The organism is Streptomyces noursei ATCC 11455 (genome assembly GCF_001704275.1).
Taxonomy (GTDB): domain Bacteria; phylum Actinomycetota; class Actinomycetes; order Streptomycetales; family Streptomycetaceae; genus Streptomyces; species Streptomyces noursei.
The window spans coordinates 4,361,250-4,380,640 of record NZ_CP011533.1; the positions used below are offsets into that span (position 1 = coordinate 4,361,250).

The following is a 19,391-nucleotide window of genomic DNA, read 5'->3' on the forward strand; positions in this document are numbered from 1 at the left end:
CCCGGCCTCAGCGGGCCAGTATCAGGCTCATCGCCTCGGCCCGCGTCGCGGGATCGCGCAGCTGCCCGCGCACCGCGGAGGTCGTCGTCTTCGCCCCCGGCTTGCGCACCCCGCGCATGGTCATGCACATGTGCTCGCACTCGATGACCACGATCACCCCGCGCGGCTCCAGGATCTGCATCAGCGATTCGGCGATCTGGGTGGTCAGCCGCTCCTGCACCTGGGGGCGCCGGGCGAACACGTCGACCAACCGGGCCAGCTTGGACAGCCCGGTGATCTTGCCGTCGGTGGACGGGATGTAGCCGACGTGGGCCACGCCGACGAACGGCACCAGGTGGTGCTCGCAGTTCGAGACCACCTCGATGTCCTTGACCAGCACCATTTCGTCATGACCGAGGTCGAAGGTGGTGGTCAGCACGTCTTCGGGCTTCTGCCACAGTCCGGCGAAGAGCTCCTTGTACGCCCGCGCCACCCGCGCGGGCGTCTGAAGCAGGCCCTCGCGGTCCGGGTCCTCGCCCACCGCGATGAGCAGCTCGCGCACGGCGTTCTCGGCGCGCTTCTCGTCAAACGTGCCGATCGCGCCCTCGACGTCCAGCGTCACAGGGTCCGTCATTGGTGCCTCGTTCCTTCTGGGCCCGCTCGAAACGCGGAAAGCCGCGCCCCCCAGGCTAAAACCTTGGGGGGCGCGGCGCGTATTCCGGGGCCCTGGGCCCCCTGGCTCAGCTCTCCGAGCGCGGTTCCTCGGACGTGTCCGTCTTCTCCATGGAGACCGACGGTGCCGCGGAGCCGTTGGCCGGGGCCAGCTCCTTGGGCGTCAGCACCGGCGGACGGGTCGAGGGCGTACGGCGCGAGGAGCCGGTCCACGCCGGGCGGGCCGGGCGCTTCACGATGTGCTTGAAGACCTCGGCGATCTGCTCCTTGTTCAGGGTCTCCTTCTCCAGGAGCTCCAGAACGAGGTTGTCGAGCACGTCGCGGTTCTCGACCAGGATCTCCCACGCCTCGTTGTGCGCGGTCTCGATGAGCTTCTTGACCTCCTCGTCGACCAGCGCGGCGACCTCCTCGGAGTAGTCGCGCTGGTGCGCCATCTCACGACCCAGGAACGGCTCGGAGTTGTCCGTGCCGAACTTGATCGCGCCGAGCCGCTCGGTCATGCCGTACTGCGTGACCATCGCGCGGGCGGTGGCGGTCGCCTTCTCGATGTCGTTGGCGGCACCGGTGGTCGGGTCGTGGAAGACCAGCTCCTCCGCCGCACGCCCGCCCAGCATGTACGCCAGCTGGTCGAGCATCTCGTTACGGGTGGTGGAGTACTTGTCCTCGTCGGGCAGGACCATGGTGTAGCCCAGAGCCCGACCGCGGGACAGGATCGTGATCTTGTGGACCGGGTCGGAGTTCGGCGAAGCCGCCGCGACCAGGGCGTGCCCGCCCTCGTGGTACGCGGTGATCTTCTTCTCCTTCTCGGACATGATCCGGGTCCGCTTCTGCGGACCGGCCACGACGCGGTCGATCGCCTCGTCCAGGAAGTGGTTGTCGATCAGCTTCTTGTCGCTGCGGGCCGTCAGCAGGGCGGCCTCGTTCAGGACGTTGGACAGATCGGCACCGGTGAAGCCGGGGGTGCGCTTGGCGACGGCCGAGAGGTCGACGTCCGGCGCGACCGGCTTGCCCTTCTGGTGGACCTTGAGGATCTCCAGCCGGCCCTGCAGGTCCGGACGGTCGACGGCGATCTGCCGGTCGAAACGGCCGGGGCGCAGCAGCGCCGGGTCGAGGATGTCCGGGCGGTTGGTGGCGGCGATCAGGATCACGCCGCCCTTCACGTCGAAGCCGTCCATCTCGACGAGGAGCTGGTTGAGGGTCTGCTCGCGCTCGTCGTGGCCACCGCCGAGACCCGCACCGCGGTGCCGGCCGACGGCGTCGATCTCGTCGACGAAGACGATCGCCGGGGCGTTCGCCTTGGCCTGCTCGAAGAGGTCACGGACCCGGGAGGCACCGACACCGACGAACATCTCGACGAAGTCGGAGCCGGAGATCGAGTAGAACGGGACGCCGGCCTCGCCCGCGACGGCGCGCGCGAGCAGCGTCTTGCCCGTACCGGGCGGGCCGTACAGCAGCACGCCCTTGGGGATCTTGGCGCCGACGGCCTGGAACTTCGCCGGCTCCTGGAGGAACTCCTTGATCTCGTGGAGCTCCTCGACGGCCTCGTCGGCACCCGCGACGTCCGCGAAGGTCGTCTTGGGGGTGTCCTTGGTGATCAGCTTCGCCTTCGACTTGCCGAAGTTCATCACCCTGGACCCGCCGCCCTGCATCTGGTTCATCAGGATCAGGAAGATGACCGGGATGAGGATGAAGGGGAGCAGCGTGATGATCACGCTGACGAACGGGTTCTGCTTCGACGGGGAGACGGTGTAGCCGTCCTTGATCTCACCCGTCTGGTACTTGGCCTGCAGGTTCTTCGCCAGGTCAACGCCCTGGTCGCCGATGTAGCTGGCCTGAATCTTGTTGGAGCCGGCGATCTTGTTGTCGCCCGACAGCTCGATCTTGATCTTGTTCTCGTCGCCGGTGGTCAGCTCGGCGGACTTCACCTTGTTGTCAGCGATCGCCTTGACGACCTGACCGGTGTCCACCGTCTTATAGCCGCCGGACGAGCCGACGACCTGCATCAACACGACCACGGCGAGGACGGCCAGCACGATCCACATGACCGGCCCACGGAAGTATCGCTTCACGTCCATCCACACGGAGCCACCTAAGGCCCCGTCCCTCCTGCCACAGTGAGGCACAACGCCCTCTGGAGGGCTGGTCGTGCGTACGGTGTGTATTACTGGCCCGAAAACCGACTGCCTTCGGACGGTACCCCAGCATTGTCACCCGGCGCCCGTGCCGGTGCGGAACAATGAAGCCCGGGATTCCCCTCTCCCTGCTCCAACGGCGGGAATCCCCGAAGGGTTCCCGACGCCCGACACGGGCCATCCGGGTCCCCGTCCGACGCGGCGGCCGGGGGACGCGGAGGTGCTCTCAGCCGCCGTACACGTGGGGCGAGAGAGTACCGACGAACGGCAGGTTGCGGTACTTCTCCGCGAAGTCCAGGCCGTAACCCACGACGAATTCGTTGGGGATGTCGAAGCCGATCCACTTCACGTCGATGGCGACCTTGGCCGCGTCCGGCTTGCGCAGCAGCGTGCAGACCTCCAGCGAGGCGGGCTCGCGCGAGCCGAGGTTCGACAGCAGCCACGACAGCGTCAGACCCGAGTCGATGATGTCCTCGACGATCAGGACGTGCTTGCCCTTGATGTCGGTGTCCAGGTCCTTGAGGATGCGGACCACACCGGAGGACTGGGTGCCCGCGCCGTAGGAGGACACGGCCATCCAGTCCATCGTGACGGGGTTGGACAGCGCACGCGCCAGGTCCGCCATCACCATCACCGCGCCCTTGAGGACACCGACGATGAGCAGGTCCTTGCCCGCGTACTCCGCGTCGATCTTCGCAGCCAGCTCGGCCAGCTTGGCGTCGATCTCTTCCTTAGTGATGAGCACCGACTGAAGGTCGGCGCCCATGTCCTTGTCGTCCACCCGTGCCACTCTCGTTCGGTTACGTGTGCAGATCGGTCGTGGAGCTCACGAAACGGGAACCGGTCGTGAGATCACAAGGCAGGGCGCGATCTCTGCCGCTCAGCCCTGCCGAATGACCAGTCTGCCACCCTGCCGTCGCACACCCACGCGCCCGGGGAGGTTGATGGCACCCTGCCCCCTCCAGGCCGTGATCAGTCGGTCCACTTCCTCGATGTGGCGGGCGAAGAGCGAACCGGCCGGCGAACCGGCCGCGATGACCGCCCGGCGCAGCACCCGACGGCGCACCGCGGCCGGCAGCGCGAAGAGTCCGGCCACGTCGAGGGTGCCGGCCTCGTCGAGCACCGTCGCCTCGGCGTCGGCGGCCCAGCCGTCCAGTGCGTCGGCGTCGTCGCGGGAGAGCTGGGCGGTCCGCGCCAGCGCCTCGACGACGCCCTTGCCCAGGCACTTCTCCAGGGCGGGCAGCCCCTCGTGCCGCAGCCGTGAGCGGGTGTAGGCGGGGTCGGTGTTGTGGGGGTCGTCCCAGACGGGCAGCGCCTGGATGAGGCATGCCGTACGGGCGGTCTGTCGGTCCACGTCCAGGAAGGGGCGGCGGTAGCGGCCGTTCGTCCCGGTGGCCGCGGCCATCCCGGAGAGCGAGCGGATCCCGGAACCGCGGGCCAGCCCGAGGAGCACGGTCTCCGCCTGGTCGTCGCGGGTGTGGCCGAGGAGGATCGCGCTGGCGCCGTGGCGGTCGGCGGTGGCGTCCAGGGCGGCGTAGCGGGCATCGCGGGCGGCCGCTTCGGGGCCGCCGACCCGGCCCACCTCGACGCTGACGATGTCGACGGGGTCGAGCTTGAGGGCCCGCAGCCGCAGGGCGACCTCGGCGGCGCGGAGGTCGGAGCCCTCCTGCAGGCCGTGGTCGATGGTCACGCCCCCGGCGCGGACACCCAGTTTGGGCGCTTCGAAGGCGAGGGCGGAGGCGAGCGCCATGGAGTCGGCGCCGCCGGAGCAGGCGACGAGCACGAGCGGTGCCTCGCGCCGGTCCTGCGCGCAGTGGTGGGTGAGCACGTCGTGGAGTACGCGGCGGACCGCCAGGCGTATCGCGGCGACCGCTGGATGGGGACCCATGTCCGTTTCCAATCGTTCAGCTGGGGACGAGCCTCAAGCATGGACGGCACTTCGTCACAGAGAGTGCCTAGATGGTGACAGAGGCGAGCAGTTCCCCGAGCATTGCACGCCTATCCATCGGTCACGGTCCCTCAGACGGGTGATTGAAGGGGCGCTCTACTGCCGCATGGCGTGCCCGGCTCACATCCTGTGCTTACGGTGCCCCGTCGACCTTCCGGTGCACCCGCGCGACCCAGTCCGCCGGTTTGGCGATCTCCTGTTTGGTGGGGAGGGTGTTGGGCGACGTCCAGACGCGGTTGAAGCCGTCCATGCCGACCTCCTCGACGACGGACCGCACGAACCGCTCACCGTCACGGTACTGCCGCAGTTTCGCGTCCAGCCCCAGCAGCTTCCGCAGCGCCTGGTCCAGCCGGCCGGCGCCGCTGGCCCGCCGCTTCTGGAACTTCTCCCGGATCTCCGCCACCGAGGGCACCACCTCGGGCCCCACCCCGTCCATGACGTAGTCGGCGTGCCCCTCCAGCAGCGACATCACCGTGGTCAGCCGCCCGAGGATCTCCCGCTGCACGGGCGTCTGCACCAGGTCCACCAGCGACCGGCTCTCCTCGCCCTCCTCGCCCTCCGGCCTGGCGCCGGCCAGCGACTGGGCGGCCTCCCGCAGCCGCTCCAGCAGCGTGCCCGGGTCGATGTCGGTCTCCGCGAGGAAGGACTGGATCTCGCCCTCGACGTGGTCCCGCAGCCAGGGCACGGCGCTGAACTGGGTCCGGTGGGTCTCCTCGTGCAGGCACACCCACAGCCGGAAGTCGTGCGGCGCCACGTCGAGCTCCCGCTCCACATGGACGATGTTCGGCGCCACCAGCAGCAGCCGGCCGCCCTGCGTCCCGGCCGGCAGGTCCCGCGAGGCCGGGGCGAACGTCTCGTACTGGCCCAGCACCCGCGACGCCAGGAACGACAGCAGCATGCCCAGCTCCACGCCGGTCACCTTGCCGCCGACCGCGCCGAGCACCGCACCGCCGGGCGTCGAGGACCGCCGGTCCTCCATCTTGGCGAGCAGCGGCTTGAGCACCGCCCGGAAGCCGGCGACGTTGGCCCGGATCCAGCCGGGCCGGTCCACCACCAGGACCGGCGTGTCGTGCGGCACCGCCCCGCCCTCCGCGCCGGGTTGCGCCATTCGGGTGAACCCCCGGACGTGCTCCTCGGACGACTTGGCGTGCCGGCGCAGCTCGGCGACGATCGCCCGCGCCTCGTCCCGGCTCACCTCCGGACCGGGCCGTACGAATCGGGTCGCGGTCGTGACCGCGAGATTCCAGTCGACCATCTCGACACCACCGATGCTCGTCATGGGTTCACGGTACGGGGACGCTGCGCCTGCTGGTAGCCGACGGGGGTGGTTGGCCCCGCCTGGTCGCCGCGCCCGGCGCGGGGGTCGTCGGGCGCGGTGGGCGGGTGGGGAGGACGGTGGGTGGGCCCGGCTCGTGGGTCGTTCAGCGGCAGCCGCAGTTGGCCACCGTGGAGGCCATGCGGTCCAGGGCCTTCTGGGCGGCCTGGGGGTCGGTGGTGCCGGTGGTCATGAAGGCGAAGGCCAGGAGGCGGCCGTCGGCGTCGACGACGGTGCCGGCGAGGCTGTTGACGCCGGTGAGGGTGCCGGTCTTGGCGCGCACGGTGCCGGCGCCGGCGGTGTCGCCCACGTAGCGGCCCCTGAGGGTGCCGGTGAAGGCGGCCACCGGGAGGCCGGTGAGGACCGGGCGGAGTTCGGGCTTGTCGGGTGCGGCGGCGGCCAGCAGGAGGCGGGAGAGCAGGTTCGCGGAGACCTTGTCGTCCCGGTCCAGGCCGCTGCCGTCCTCGAAGACGGCGTCGGCCAGCGGGAGGTGCTGGGCGGCCAGCGCGTCGCGCACGGCCTTGGCGGCGCCGTCGAAGCTGGCCGGCTGGTGGGCGGCGAGGGCGGTCTGACGGGCCAGCGCCTCGGCGATGTCGTTGTCGCTGTAGGTCAGCATCCGCTCGACGAGGGCGGAGAGCGGCAGGGAACGGACGACGGCGATCCGGTCGGGGTTCTTCGGGGCGCGGGCCTCGGCCGGGTCGCCGGTGACGGTGATGCCGCGTTCCTTGAGGAGGCCGGCGAAGGTGCGGGCGGCGTCGCCGGCGGGGTCGGTGGAGCGCGGTGCGGTGCCGTGGTCGCTGTCGTCGAGGCGGGCCTCGTCGGTCATCAGGGCGGCGACCGGGGCGATGTTCTCGTTGGGGCCGATGGGGTGCTCGGCGGGGCCCGTGTAGGCGGAGGTGTCGTAACCGAGGCCGACGGTGGTCAGCTTGCGCTGCTGGAGGGCGTGGGCGGTGGCATCGGCGAGGTCGCGCAGACTGGCCGGCCGTTCGTCGGGGCCCGGGCCGCCCGCGCGGGCGGTCAGGGTCGGGTCGCCGCCGCCGACCAGGACGATCCGGTCCTTGCCGGCCAGCACGACGGCGGTGTCGATGCGGTGGTCGGCGCCGAGCCGGGAGAGCGCGGCCACGGCGGTGGCGAGCTTGACCGTGGAGGCGGGGGTGGCCGCCTCGTCCTGCTTCTCGCCGAAGACCTGTCGGCCGGCCGCGACGTCCACCACGGACGCGGTCCGCAGCGGACCGAGCGCGGGGTCCGACAGGAGCGGGGACAGGGCGTCGGCCAGCCCGGCGTCGGTGGGCGCCGGCGCCGCGCCGCCGCGGCCCACCGCGCCGCGCGCGGGCCCGCCGAGCGCGGTCAGCACGGCCGGCGCGCTGGGCGCGGGGCGGGGCGCCCGGCCGTCATCGTGATGCTCGCCACCTGTTGCCGGAGCGGGGACCGCGGCCGCCCGCTCGGCCGTACGCTGACCGGAGTCCCACGGCCCGGCCGCCGCCACCGCGACGACCGCGACCGCCAGACCCGTGGCGGCGGACACCGCTGTCAGCTGCCAGGTCTGCCGCGTCTGCTGCGGTGCGGCCTGCCATGCGTGCTGTGCGGCGCCCGTCGTCGCCTGCGCGGCGCGCTGTGCGGTCCGTGCCGCGGTGCGTGCGGAACGCCCCGCCCGGCGTGCCGCCACCCGCGCGGAACGCTGCGCCGACTGCCATTTGACCTGCCATGTTCGGGTCTCGGGCACTTCGGACCAGCCCCTTTCGCCACCACACACCTGCGTGGGGGACACTTAATCACCAGACGTATGTGTTGATCATGGAGGAGCCACCCGTGGAGTTCGACGTCACCATCGAGATCCCGAAGGGTTCGCGGAACAAGTACGAGGTGGACCACGAGACCGGTCGGATCCGCCTGGACCGTCGACTCTTCACCTCGACCAGCTACCCGGCCGACTACGGCTTCGTCGAGAACACCCTCGGCGAGGACGGCGACCCGCTGGACGCGCTGGTCATCCTGGACGAGCCGACCTTCCCCGGTTGCCTGATCAAGTGCCGTGCCATCGGCATGTTCCGGATGACGGACGAGGCCGGCGGCGACGACAAGCTGCTGTGCGTGCCCGCCTCGGACCCGCGCGTGGAGCACCTCCGCGACATCCACCACGTCTCGGAGTTCGACCGCCTGGAGATCCAGCACTTCTTCGAGGTCTACAAGGACCTGGAGCCCGGCAAGTCCGTCGAGGGCGCCAACTGGGTCGGCCGCACCGACGCCGAGGCCGAGATCGAGCGCTCGTACAAGCGCTTCGAGGCGCACGGCGGGCACTGACCCGACCGGCGGAGCGGGTCCGGCGGCGGACGGGGTTCTCAGGGGCCCCGCACGCCCGTCGGCGCGCTCTGATTTTCGTACGCGAACGGGCGGCACCCATCTGGGGCCGCCCGTCGTACGTGTCGCGGGGTCCGCGACCTGGTTCTCCTACCTTCCTCTACTTCTTGACGTAGAGGAACTGGAAGAGCATCCAGGTGTCGGTGAGCTTCACCATCTGCTCGTGGCAGACGTATTGCCGCCACTTCCCCGCGGCCACCCCCGCGTCCCCTTCCTTACGGCAGGAGGCGCTGTCGCCCAGGAACGAGCGCTCCAGGGTGTAGCCGGCCGGCGGGTTCCAGTCGCCCTGCGCCGCCGATGGCGCGACGGCCGCGGCGTCCGCCACGGTCGTCCGCGGCAGCGGCGCGGCCTGTGCGCCGACCTGAGCGGACACGGCGAGCATGGCGCCCGCCACCGCGACGCCCGCGGCCATGGTGATGCGCTTCATGAGTGCGTCTCCCCTGAAAGTCGAGACCCCGTACGGGAGTTCATCCCGTCATCACGGGGATTTCCTCGGCCCGGTACATGGCACGCCGCCACGTCCCACCGGACCCGGAAGCAGTATTTTCGGCGGCACTGAATGGAACGTTGAATTTCAACTTCGCGAACGGCAAAGGGAGCCCATCGGGCAGGAATTCCTCAGGCGCGGGCCCCGACAGGGGCGGACGTCACGGCCGCCACGGTCCTCCCCGTCAGCTCCGCACGCTTCTCGTTCTGGGCGAAGACGTAGAGGAGCGCCGGGTGCGTGGCACCGAAGGCCAGCACGAAGCGGTTGAGGCCCATGAACTGCCCGATTCCCAGGTGGAACAGCGTCATCGAGCCGAGAAACGCCTTCGCCGCGGGCTTCGGCAGCACGAAGACGAGCGGGAAGGACACCTCTGCGGCGACCGTCCCCCAGGTGATGAGCTTGCCCACCATCGGATACTTGTGGACGAGCCGGTAGATGCGCTGGTCACCGTAGTTGTGCGTACGGATGACGCCGCTGAACGCCTCGCCGCTGAGCCACACCGGGGAGACGAGCTTGACCACGCCGGACGCGACATAGGAGATGGTCGTCTCCAGAGCCAGTGCGCGCATGGCCACGTCGCGGGCCTTCTCGCCGTCCTTGAAGGTGCCGGTCGAGGCGAGGACGACGTTGATCACCTGTTGGAGCTGGTCGGCGCCGTCCCCACCGAAGGGGGAGCGCAACCGTCCGGCCGCGCCGGTGACCGCCAGCACGGCGCTGCCCGCCGTGCGCACCGCGCGCTTGTGGCCCCAGATCAGCGTGGCGGCGGAAGCACCCGCCTGCACCCCGTACAGCGCGACCGCCGCCTTCTTGGATTCGAGGGCACGAGTCAGCCGGGGAAAACGCTTGGCGAACTTGGGGCGCATGTTCGCCACCTGGCCGCTCAGCATTTCGCCTTCTTCGAACTTGCGCGTCTGGCTCAGCATTTCCAGTGCGGAGACCAGCGTACCCAGCGAAGCCACTCGGCGTGCCGTGACCTCGGGCGGAGCGCTGAGGAACATGGTTGGGTGCTCCCGATGATGTGATGCGAGTACGGTGGATATGGAAAACGGCGGCACGGTATGCGTATCGGGCGTACCGTGCCGCCGCGTCCTTCATCGGACGGGGCTAACGATGCCGGTCGGCATCGACTGCCGGCCGACGGTTCAGCGCTGGATGTCCTTGGTGACCTCGTGCAGCGCGTACGCGGTCGCGGAGGTCACCGCGACGCCCTCGGGGGTCGCGAGGGTGGCCAGCGGGGTGAGCATGGTCGGGGTCGCGTCGTTGCCGATGCGGCCCGGCTCCACGTCGACCAGCTCGGTGTTGGCGAAATCAGCAACAATGGACATTGTTTCCTCTTTCTCTCAGGATTCAGCGAGTTCTCCAGCCGTTCGGCGGGAGGGCGCGGACTCACGCGGCACAGGAGTGCCGAGTGAGCTCGCAGCTTCCAGTCGAGAGGGTCGATCGGCTCGCTATGCGGTTGCCAGAGACGGAGCCATGGCAGGGGTGACGTCTCCCTCCAGTGGGAATTCCATGGAGACGAAGACGGGGTCGATGTGCCGGTCCTCCGGGCTGGTGGGGTACGAATGCAGCAGCATGAACTGGCTGTGCGAGGCCCCATCGGTGTGCGGCAGGTGGAGCTGGATGTAGCGGGCCAGCAGCCGGTATCCGGACGCCGTGGTCACGGGGAGCACTGCCGCTCCGAAGGCGACCGCCTGGGCGAGGACGTGCTGGCTCGCGTCGAACAGGGCCTTCGGCGACCGGTTCCGTGCGTTCCACGCCAGTGCGTACCACGGCCGGTCGCGGGTGATCGGGATCTCCGTCCACTCGCCGGGCTTGCCGTCCGTGATGTCGCGGTAGAGAAGGTGGTTGTCCTTCGTTCCCGGGTTCGGCCCGAAGAAGCGCCAGTTCGGGGTCGGTATCCGCAGCTTCCCGCGGCTCAGGAGACCGTCGAAGCGCTGCTCGGGAATCTGCGCCACGGCAGTCGCGGCCAGCCAGCCGGCGAGTGCCGCCGTGACAGCGGCCGTCTTCACGCGTTCCGTGTTCACGCTCACCATCACCTCGGTTCCCTTTCCCGCTCCGCGACGCCCTCGGCGTCCTGGCGACTCTTGGTGGAGGGCTGCCACGACTCTCCGAGCCGCTCGGAGGGCGGTTCGCCGACGATCAGCTCCGTCACCTCTTCGGCGTGCTGCTGCACGGCGAGCAGCGACTCGTGATCGGAGCCGTCGACGAAGTGGTGCCTGGCCCGGTCCGAGATGACCGCCAGCCTGGCCTGGATCCCGTGGTGTCGGGCGTTGTCACCGGCGTTGTTCTCCGCCGTGACGACGGTCAACGGGCAGTCCAGGTCGGCCAGTTCCGGATAGGTCATCGCGTCCCGGTACTCCCGGTAGGACGTGGCCCACGTACGGGGCGTCGCCAGGAACGCCGTGTAGCTCCGGTTGATCTCCGGGCGGTACTGCTTGTTCACGTTCATCGCGGGACGGAAGACCGAGAGGCCCGTCGCCGCGAACGCCTGCTCCATCACCATCGACTGGTGCGACCACCGGTCGACATCGGTACGACGGGAGTGGCGCAGACTGACCACTTCGGTGGCGTCGATCATGACGACGTGGGTCACGCCCTTCGTCGCGTCCGGATGCAGCGACGCATAGGCCGCGACGAGGTATCCGCCCAGGGAGTGGCCCGCCAGCACGAGCGGAAGGCCGCCGGCGTACGTGTCGCGCAGCTCCTGCAGCAGTTCGAAGTGCGGCTCCAGGCCGTATTTCGTGTCCGGCGTGCTGAGCCCGTACCCGGGACGGTTGAACCGCACGTACCCCACGTCCGCGGGAAGTGCGCCGCAGACCCAGTCCCAGTATTCGTGCGGCGTACCCAGCCCGTTTTCGAGCAGGACGACGCGCCGGGCCTGAGAAGGAATACTGACGTCGACCTCTACGAGGCTGCCGTCGGGCCGCTCGTGCATCATGTAGCGACGTGCACGTTCACGTTTGCCCGCGTATCGCGTTACTGCACCGGTCAGAAGGCTTGCGCCGGCGAGTCCAGCAATGCCGACGGCAAACTGGCGCTCCAAAGACGCCACATTCCCTCCCCCGTGGTTTGAAGTGGCTGTTGGCCGAAAAGCTAACACGTGCTGCCGGGCTAAAATAATGAGTTAGTTGACTCTCGGGCCCGGGTGAACCTTGCCGCGACGCACCGGCGGACGGACTGCCGCACCCCGGGAATACTTCCGGAGTTCTATGTACAGCTCGCCTATGGTGGCCTTAAGGGTGGCGTTTTCCTGGGTCAGTTCGGCCATCAGGGATTCGGTCTCGGCGTCCCTGCCGCCCTCACCGGCGAGACCGTTACGGCCTCCCTCAATAAACTGGCGGCGCCAGTTCGATACCGACTGTTCGGAGACTCCGACTTCCCGTGCGGCCTCGGCCGCGGTCAGTTCACCGGTCACCACTCTCAGTACAAGAGCGAACTTCTGATCCGTCGGCAGTATCGGCGGACGTCCCATGTGTGGCCCCCTTCTGAAATCCGCGCTGGGCTGTGTGTGCCTTCAGGGTTTGATGTAGCAACACATGAAAAGGGGCGCCTGTTCGCTGTAAGGGGTGCCGTCCCATCGGGACATGTGGGCCTCGGGCTCCAGCCCGGCCGCGCGGGCGTAGCCGTCGACGTCCTCCGGCGTGGTCAGCCGGGTGAGTTCGTTACCCACCCTGGTGGTGCCGTCGGCCTGGTACAGGATGTGCGAGCAGTGCCACAGGCCGCCGTCGAGCAGGGTGGAGTGGGTCTGCACGCCCGTCCCCGGCTCCGGGTAGGGGACGAAGTAGGTGGTGCGGGCCCGGCCCTCGTGAAGTTCCAGGATCGCCGGCTTGTTGTGCGTCTCGATCACCAGCCGGCCGCCGGGGACCAGCAGGTCGGCGGCGCGCTGAACGGCCCGCCGCTGGTCCTCGGGAGTGGTCAGGCACGACAGGGTCGCGCACACGCAGTACACCAGCCCGTACCGGGATTCCGAGGTGTAGGTGCGGATGTCCCCGTGCTCCGGCGTGACGTCGCCGCCGTCCTTCAGCTTGACGCGCAGGGCGTCGAGCATCTCCGGCGAGGAGTCCACGCCGGTCACATGGCCCACGTGCCGGGAGAGCGGGATGGCGATCCGCCCGGTGCCGACACCGAATTCGAGAGTCCCCGCCTCGGGAGCGGGATGGCAGGCCAGCAGCCCCTCCACCGCCTCGGCGGCAATCCTGTCGTCCGGTATCAGCCTGTCGTACCAGCCCTCGAACTGCCGGCCATAGCCGATGTCTTCAACCCCGTTAGTCACCGAACCCCCTCATTTTGTCCCCACATTCGATCCCTAGGGAACGCCATGAAGCCGAAAGCCGGAGCGAGGAAGGACGTCACAGGCCAACACAACTGCACAGTGGAACTGCAGTCGTTGCGCATGGTTGGTCAGACCAGCACGCCTGTCGATCCAGTGGTAACGCCTCAACGAAGTGTGGGGAACTTCAGGTTATGTCGTGTGAGTCCATCATATACACCGGGATGAGCGCCAGTGAATATGTGTGATACCACAAGGAAGTGAACCTTCCGGCATGTGCGATTGCCGCCCCGACGCGCATCCGGATTGGCCCGCGTCACGGCTTCGGCGCAGGCCAACGCACCTGGCCTGAACCGGCGTTCCGTACGGCCTTCATCTTGCCTCGGCCGGCCCCGCCGCGCACCGCTTCGGAACATCCGAAGAGTCGGGTACGGATTGCCGACGAACAGAAAGTTGTCGCTACTTTAACGAGTGTGGGCACTCACCAATGGCACCGCATCCGGGCCCAGGTCGGGTACGTCGCATATCCCGAAACGATGGCGCAATGCCGAAACAGCCGCTAGATAACCGGACATGCCGTGCACGCTGGGCCCCGGAGGGGTGGCCGAGGAACAGAGGAAGACGCCGGGCAGCGGGGTGCGGTAGGGGTCGATGCGGGGGACGGGCCGCGCGAGGCTCTGGTACAGCGTCATCGCGCCCGAACCGATGTCGCCGCCCACGTAGTTGGGGTTGTACGTCTCGTACGCGGCGGCGGGCACCGAGCGGTGGGCGAGGACCGTGTCCCCGAACCCCGGGGCGTAGCGCTCGATGCGGGCGCGCACCAACTCGTGGGGATCGGTGGGATCCCCGTTCGGCACGTGCGCGTACGCCCACACGGGGCGCTTCCCGGGCAGCGCGCGCCCCGGATCGGCCACCGCGGGGTCCACGAGGAGGACGAACGGCTCCCGGGTCCGCACCCGGCGCGCGTTCTTCGTCTCCTGGCGGACCATCTCGGCGTGGGTACCGCCCAGATGGACCGTCCCGGCGCGGCCCACGGCGGGATCGGACCAGGGGATCGGCTCGGAGACCAGGAAGTCGACCTTGGCCGCGCCCGGACCGTAGCGGAAGCGCGCGAGGCCGCGCGCGTAGGAGCGGGGCAGCCGGTCGCCCGCGAGGGCCAGGAAGCCCTTGGGGCTGGTGTCAAGCAACACCGCCCGCGCGCCGCGGAGTTCCGCCAGGTCCGTCACCGGGTGACCGGTGTGGAAGACGCCACCGTGCGCGGTGATGTCCCGGGCCATCGCCTCCGCGATCCGGCCGCTGCCCCCGCGCGGCAGCGGCCACCCCGTCCCGTGCGCGAGGTGGCCCAGCAGCATGGCCACCGCGCCGCCCGCGAAACTGGGCAGCTTGCCGACCGCGTGCGCGGCGACGCCGGTGAGCAGGGCCGCCGCCTCCTCGCCCTGGAAGGACGCCGCGCCGAGCCGGGTGCCGTGGACCGCCACCCGGCCGGCCAGCAGCAGGGCGGCGGCGGGGTCCCGCGGCAGGCTGCGCTGCCCGGAGAGGATCAGGTCGACGACGGCCTCGCTGTGCTCCAGCAGCGGGGCCATCAGCCGGCGCCAGCGCGGGCCGTCGGGGCCCAGGTGCGCGCAGGTGTCCGCCAGCGAGCGGTACGCCAGGGCGGCGCGGCCCCCGTCCAGCGGATGGGCGTAGCTGATCTCGGGGTGCAGCAGCTCGACCCCGCGGGCCGCCAGGTCGAACGCCCGGAAGAACGGGGAGGCGGCGGCCATCGGATGGACGGCGGAGCAGATGTCGTGCACGACGTCGGTGTCGAAGAGCGACGTGGTGCGCAGCCCGCCGCCGATGGCCCCGGCCGCTTCGTGGAGCTCGACCCTCAGGCCGGCCCGGGCCAGGACCACGCCGGCCGCCAGGCCGTTGGGGCCGGTGCCGACGATCGCCACATCGGTGCTGTTCACCACTGCTCCTCGATCCTGATGGGCCGAAGCCGCACCGTCTGCTCGTTGCGGCCGCCCCACGGGGGCCGGCCGACCCCGGACGGGAGCGGCCCCTCCCCCCGTTCCCCGCGCGTCCGGTCGGCCGCCGTGGCGACCGGGCCGGGCCCGGCGTGCAGTTGGGAGCCCGCCAGCCGCCGGTACAGCGCGTCGTTCTCCATCAGGTCCCGGTGCACGCCGGTGGCCCGGACCCGGCCGTCCTCCAGCACCACGATCTTCTCGGCGTCGATCACCGTGGAGATGCGGTGGGCGATGGCGATGACGGCGCATTGCCGGGAGACCCGGCGCAGCACGTCGCGGAAGTCCCGCTCGGAGTCGGAATCCAGGTGGGAGGTGGCCTCGTCCAGCAGCATCACCGCGGGCCTCTGGAGCAGCGTGCGGGCGATGCACAGCCGCTGGCGCTGGCCGCCGGACAGTCCGCTGCCCTGGTCGCCGAGTTCGGTGTCGAGCCCCTGGGGAAGCCCTGCGACCACGGCGCTGAGGCCGGCCATCTCCAGGGCTTCCCGGACGGCGTCCTCGCCGGCGTGCGGTTGGGCGTACGTCAGGTTCTCCCGGATCGTGCCCCGCATGGCCGCGTTGTCCTGCTGGACGTACCCCACCAGCCCGCGAACCGTCTCCAGCGGCAGCCCCGCGACGTCCCGTCCCCCCAGCAGGATGCGGCCGCCGTCCACCTGGTAGAAGCGCTCGATCAGTTGGAACAGGGTGGTCTTGCCCGCACCCGACGGGCCGACCACCGCCGTCAGCCCGCGCGCCGGCACGCTGAGCGAGACGCCGTGCAGGACCGGCGTCTTCACCTCCGGCTGTCCGCGCCGATAGGCGAAGCGCACGTCGCGGAACTCGATCGCGGGGTGGTGCGGGGGCAGCGGCCCGGTCGGCGCGAGGCCCTGCTCCACGTCCACCGCCCCGCCGCCTTCCTGGGGCAGGCCGGTGAGCTTGTCCACTCTCTCGATGGCGGCTCGGCCCTGGACGAACTGGCCGATGGCCATGAAGACCATCACCAGGGGCGAGACCAACTGGAACAGGTACATCACGAACGTGGTCAGGTCGGCCATGGTCATCTCGCCCCGCGCGACCCAGGCCATGCCCGCGCCGACGACGACGGCGAGTGCGCCCTGGGTGCCGACGTTCATCGAGGGAACCAGCAGGGAGTTGTAGGCGTTGACCCGGATTCCCGAGCGTCGTGCCTGCGCGGCCAGTTCGCCGATGCGGGCGGTCTCGCGCGGCTCGGCCCGGGACGCCTTGACCGTGGGCAGCGCGGCGAGCACACGCTGGACGCCGCTGCCGAAGGCCCCGGTGTCGTCACGGTTCTGCAGGGCCGCTCCGCGGAGCTTGCGCGCGAGCACGATGGCGAGGGTGCTGGCGATGCCGAGGCTGGCCAGGGTGATGAGCATCAGCGGCAGGTCGATGGTGCACATCAGCACGATGCAGCCGACCGCCGTGGCACCGCTGATGATCAACTGTGCCAGGCTCTGCGAGAGGGCGATCTTCACCAGCGACGTGTCGGTGACCGTACGCGTGACGATGTCGCCCTGCGGCCATTTCCCGAATTCCGCGAGATCGGCCCGCAGCAGTCTTCCGACGAGCGTGTGACGGACGTCGTGGACGATATTCTCCCCGGCCCGCCCAATTGCGTAGGACTGGAGCGACGAAAAGATTGCGCCCAGGCAGAAGAGGGCGGCGACCATGATGATGGGCGGGGTCAGCGATTCTCCCGCGGACACCGCCCCGATCAGTTTTCCGATGGCCCACGGTTGGGCGAGTGTGGCTCCGACTCCCAGGAGTCCCAGTGCCACTCCCGTGCCGAGCAGTGCGGTGTGCCGCTTGGCGACACTCGCGACCCGGCCGGCACCGGATCCGGCCCCGCCCCTCTGGTTCGTGTTGGCGACGTGCCTCGCCATGAGCGCACTCCCCCCGTTTCGACAAACGGCCACGACGGTGCGCGGCCAAGAGAACGGATCCGATCTCAGAGGTTTGTCGTCAAGGTGACCGAAACTAGCACGGCATCCGGCATAAAATTTCGGGTTACTTGATTCCCGGGAACACCCTGCCCGGCCGGCCACCGCCTTCGCCCCGCCGACGTAAACAAAAGCGTTTGTTGTTTCCTTGGCGCGGCCTTCGAAGGGGCGCCGGCGGACGGGCCCCAGGGCGCGATGCCGCGGAGATCCGTCAGAAGCGCCCTAGAAGCCGCGGGTCCGCTTGGCGGCCCGGCGCTCGCCGCCCGGCTCGACGGCCAGCGGCGCCCGCAGGAACAGCCGGGCGACCTCGCCGCCGAGGTTCACACCGACCGCGATCGCCAGCGCCAGCGAGGCTGCCTTGATCAGCGACGAGAAGCCCTCCAGCAGATTGCCCTGGGCGAAGTTCAACAGCCCGAAGTAGGTCGCGCTACCAGGGAGCAACGGGCCGATCGCCGCCGTCACATAGGGCAGCGCGGAGGCGTAGCGGTACCGGGAGAGCAACTGCCCGAAGAGGCCGACGAGCCCGGCGGCGATGGCCGTGGAGGGCACCGCGTTGAAGCCGGCGGTGGCGGTCAGCGCCCCGTACACCACCCAGGCGACCCCGCCGTTGAGCGTCGCGAACGCCACCGTGTGCCGCTCCTGTTGGAGCAGGACACAGAACGACAGCGCCAGCAGCATCGACGCTATGGTCTGCACCACCGGCTCGTTGTACAGCTGCAGCGCCTGCTCGGGATTGAGCCGCTGCAGACCGGGATCGGCCTGCAGCCCGAGGTAGAGCACGGACAGCACGCCGACGACGATGCCGACGATCAGATAGCCGACCTCCAGCAGTCGCGCGGAGGCGGTGATGTAGTAACCGGTCAGCCCGTCCTGCACGCTGGCGACCAGCGCCCGCCCCGGGATCAGGGCGAACAGCCCACCGGTGATCACCGCGGAGGACTGCACATTGGAATGGGCCAGGGCGAAGACGAGCCCTATCGCGGCGGGCGGCATCGCCGCGACCACGAACTGGTAGAACTCCGGCAGCCCGCGCGCCGACGCCAACCAGGCCAGCCGGTCGCCGAGCATCGAGCCGATCGCCGCCGCGATGAACACCAGCACCCCGCCGCCGACCAGCATGCTCGCCGCGCCGGAGAGCAGCCCGGAGGACACCGTCAGCGCCCAGCTCGGGTACGGGTGCCGGTTACGGCGGATCTCCGCCAGCCCGCGGTACGCCTCTTCGAGGCTGATCCCCTCCGAAGTGATCTCGTCCACCAGCCGGAAAACGGCCGACAACCGGTTGTAGTCCACGCCGCGCCGCCGCACCGTCCGGCTGGCGGTGAGCGGGTCCTCCACCAGGGACGGCTGGTACGAGATCGACAGCAGGGTGAAGGTGACGGTCGGCTCGACCCGCTCCAGCCCGTAGGCGTGCGCCACACCGAACATCGCCGCCTCGACGTCCTCGGCCCCCTCGCCACCGGCCAGCAGGATCTCGCCGATACGCAGCGTCAGGTCCAGGACGCGGGGAACGGCGGGGCCGCCGCCCTCCTCCTCGGTGCGCTCCGCACGCTCGGGCACCGGTCGCTCGTGGATCGGCATCCGCAGCATGGTGCGCATCCGGTCCTGCCACGGCGCTTCCTTGGTCAGGCTGAGGACCGGTATGCCGTGCGGCGGCGTGAACGTCGGCAGCGGGGTCTGCCCGGTGGTGCCCCCCGGCGGGGCGAACGCCGACCCCTCGGGCTCGGCCGGCGTCTCCGGCCGGAGCCCCTCGGGCAACGCGAACTCCGAGGTCGGGTGCTCCTCTTCGGGCGTCGGCGGCAACGGCACACCCAACGGCGGTGTGAAGGCGCTGTGCGCCTCGTCCGACTGCGGCTTGCGGTCCTCGGGAAGACCGGCCTGCTCCGAGATGCCGCTGCCCTTGCCGTTACCGCTGCCGCGGGGTGGATCCGACGCCACGTGTCTCCGCTCCTCGTACGTACGCCTCCTGCCGACTGGTCATGCACACGATGCCGCATGGCTGCGTCCGGCGCTTCTCCGGGGCCCCACGTTGTCGAGCTTCCCCGCCGTGGGCCTGCCGACCGGCTGCCTCCCACGGTGTCGGCTACCCCGCCGCGGGGTTCGTGTCACGCGCCTGCGGCGCGGGGCGATTCCGCTGCGCGGGGCTGTTCGGCAGCGGTGCCGGGGCTGTGGGGTGGGGGCACGCCTTTGTGGGCCAGTACCGGTCGTGGACCAAGGGGCGACCCGCACCGGCCCCCTGACGCCTGCCCCCACCCACCGTCTTTATGACCCACCCACGGGAGGGGACGGGTCG

Annotated in this window: 17 protein-coding genes; 1 reads left to right on the forward strand and 16 read right to left on the reverse strand. The window is 70.0% G+C overall.

Features of this window, described 5'->3' with window-relative positions; genetic code table 11:
• Positions 1–7: 7 nt before the first annotated feature.
• From folE to dacB, 6 genes are all read right to left on the reverse strand, one after another.
• Positions 8–613: a GTP cyclohydrolase I FolE gene (gene folE / locus SNOUR_RS18255; RefSeq protein WP_067348436.1), complete on the reverse strand. Its 606-nt coding sequence runs from the start codon at positions 611–613 to the stop codon at positions 8–10.
• Positions 614–719: 106 nt separating this feature from the next.
• Complete coding sequence (ftsH, locus tag SNOUR_RS18260) at positions 720–2,726, reverse strand: ATP-dependent zinc metalloprotease FtsH (RefSeq protein WP_067348439.1); 2,007 nt, start codon at positions 2,724–2,726, stop codon at positions 720–722.
• Between the two features lie 283 nt (positions 2,727–3,009).
• A complete protein-coding gene (hpt, locus tag SNOUR_RS18265) occupies positions 3,010–3,549 on the reverse strand; it encodes a hypoxanthine phosphoribosyltransferase (RefSeq protein WP_039641113.1) in 540 nt (179 codons plus the stop codon).
• A gap of 114 nt (positions 3,550–3,663) precedes the next feature.
• Positions 3,664–4,671, reverse strand: coding sequence for a tRNA lysidine(34) synthetase TilS (gene tilS / locus SNOUR_RS18270; RefSeq protein ID WP_039634163.1), 1,008 nt, complete (start codon positions 4,669–4,671; stop codon positions 3,664–3,666).
• A gap of 193 nt (positions 4,672–4,864) precedes the next feature.
• Positions 4,865–6,010 carry an Rv3626c family coenzyme F420 biosynthesis-associated protein gene (locus SNOUR_RS18275; RefSeq protein ID WP_067348441.1) on the reverse strand — a complete coding sequence of 382 codons (1,146 nt, stop codon included), beginning with the start codon at positions 6,008–6,010 and terminating at the stop codon, positions 4,865–4,867.
• Positions 6,011–6,152: 142 nt separating this feature from the next.
• On the reverse strand, positions 6,153–7,769 hold the full coding sequence (gene dacB / locus SNOUR_RS18280; RefSeq protein WP_067348444.1) for a D-alanyl-D-alanine carboxypeptidase/D-alanyl-D-alanine endopeptidase: 1,617 nt from the start codon (positions 7,767–7,769) through the stop codon (positions 6,153–6,155).
• 86 nt (positions 7,770–7,855) lie between these two features.
• Here dacB and SNOUR_RS18285 point away from each other — a divergent pair, with 86 nt between their 5' ends.
• Positions 7,856–8,347 (forward strand): inorganic diphosphatase, encoded by a 492-nt coding sequence (locus SNOUR_RS18285; protein WP_039634169.1) that lies wholly within the window; start codon positions 7,856–7,858, stop codon positions 8,345–8,347.
• Positions 8,348–8,504: 157 nt separating this feature from the next.
• Here SNOUR_RS18285 and SNOUR_RS18290 read toward each other — a convergent pair whose 3' ends face one another.
• The 10 genes from SNOUR_RS18290 to SNOUR_RS18330 all read right to left on the reverse strand — a co-directional run bounded on the left by SNOUR_RS18290 (position 8,505) and on the right by SNOUR_RS18330 (position 19,036).
• Entirely contained in the window at positions 8,505–8,831 is a 327-nt protein-coding gene (locus tag SNOUR_RS18290) for a hypothetical protein (RefSeq protein ID WP_067348447.1), read from the reverse strand.
• 191 nt (positions 8,832–9,022) lie between these two features.
• Positions 9,023–9,850 carry an HTTM domain-containing protein gene (locus SNOUR_RS18295; RefSeq protein WP_312632692.1) on the reverse strand — a complete coding sequence of 276 codons (828 nt, stop codon included), beginning with the start codon at positions 9,848–9,850 and terminating at the stop codon, positions 9,023–9,025.
• A 183-nt stretch (positions 9,851–10,033) separates the two neighbouring features.
• Entirely contained in the window at positions 10,034–10,216 is a 183-nt protein-coding gene (locus tag SNOUR_RS18300) for a linaridin family RiPP (RefSeq protein ID WP_067348453.1), read from the reverse strand.
• Between the two features lie 123 nt (positions 10,217–10,339).
• Positions 10,340–10,924 carry a hypothetical protein gene (locus SNOUR_RS18305; RefSeq protein WP_312632696.1) on the reverse strand — a complete coding sequence of 195 codons (585 nt, stop codon included), beginning with the start codon at positions 10,922–10,924 and terminating at the stop codon, positions 10,340–10,342.
• Positions 10,924–11,829 carry an alpha/beta fold hydrolase gene (locus SNOUR_RS18310; RefSeq protein WP_312632697.1) on the reverse strand — a complete coding sequence of 302 codons (906 nt, stop codon included), beginning with the start codon at positions 11,827–11,829 and terminating at the stop codon, positions 10,924–10,926. The genes SNOUR_RS18305 and SNOUR_RS18310 overlap by 1 nt, the downstream gene beginning before the upstream one ends.
• Before the next feature lie 186 nt (positions 11,830–12,015).
• Positions 12,016–12,363, reverse strand: coding sequence for a helix-turn-helix domain-containing protein (locus tag SNOUR_RS43075; protein WP_079142756.1), 348 nt, complete (start codon positions 12,361–12,363; stop codon positions 12,016–12,018).
• Between the two features lie 42 nt (positions 12,364–12,405).
• Positions 12,406–13,164: a class I SAM-dependent DNA methyltransferase gene (locus SNOUR_RS18315; protein WP_067348459.1), complete on the reverse strand. Its 759-nt coding sequence runs from the start codon at positions 13,162–13,164 to the stop codon at positions 12,406–12,408.
• A gap of 461 nt (positions 13,165–13,625) precedes the next feature.
• The gene (locus tag SNOUR_RS18320; protein WP_067348461.1) at positions 13,626–15,110 is read right to left on the reverse strand and encodes a phytoene desaturase family protein; all 1,485 of its coding nucleotides are present in this window, start codon (positions 15,108–15,110) and stop codon (positions 13,626–13,628) included.
• Positions 15,107–17,044 (reverse strand): ABC transporter ATP-binding protein, encoded by a 1,938-nt coding sequence (locus tag SNOUR_RS18325; RefSeq protein ID WP_079142757.1) that lies wholly within the window; start codon positions 17,042–17,044, stop codon positions 15,107–15,109. Before SNOUR_RS18325 ends, SNOUR_RS18320 begins: the two co-directional genes overlap by 4 nt.
• A gap of 279 nt (positions 17,045–17,323) precedes the next feature.
• Complete coding sequence (locus SNOUR_RS18330; RefSeq protein ID WP_067348464.1) at positions 17,324–19,036, reverse strand: threonine/serine exporter family protein; 1,713 nt, start codon at positions 19,034–19,036, stop codon at positions 17,324–17,326.
• Positions 19,037–19,391: the final 355 nt, after the last annotated feature.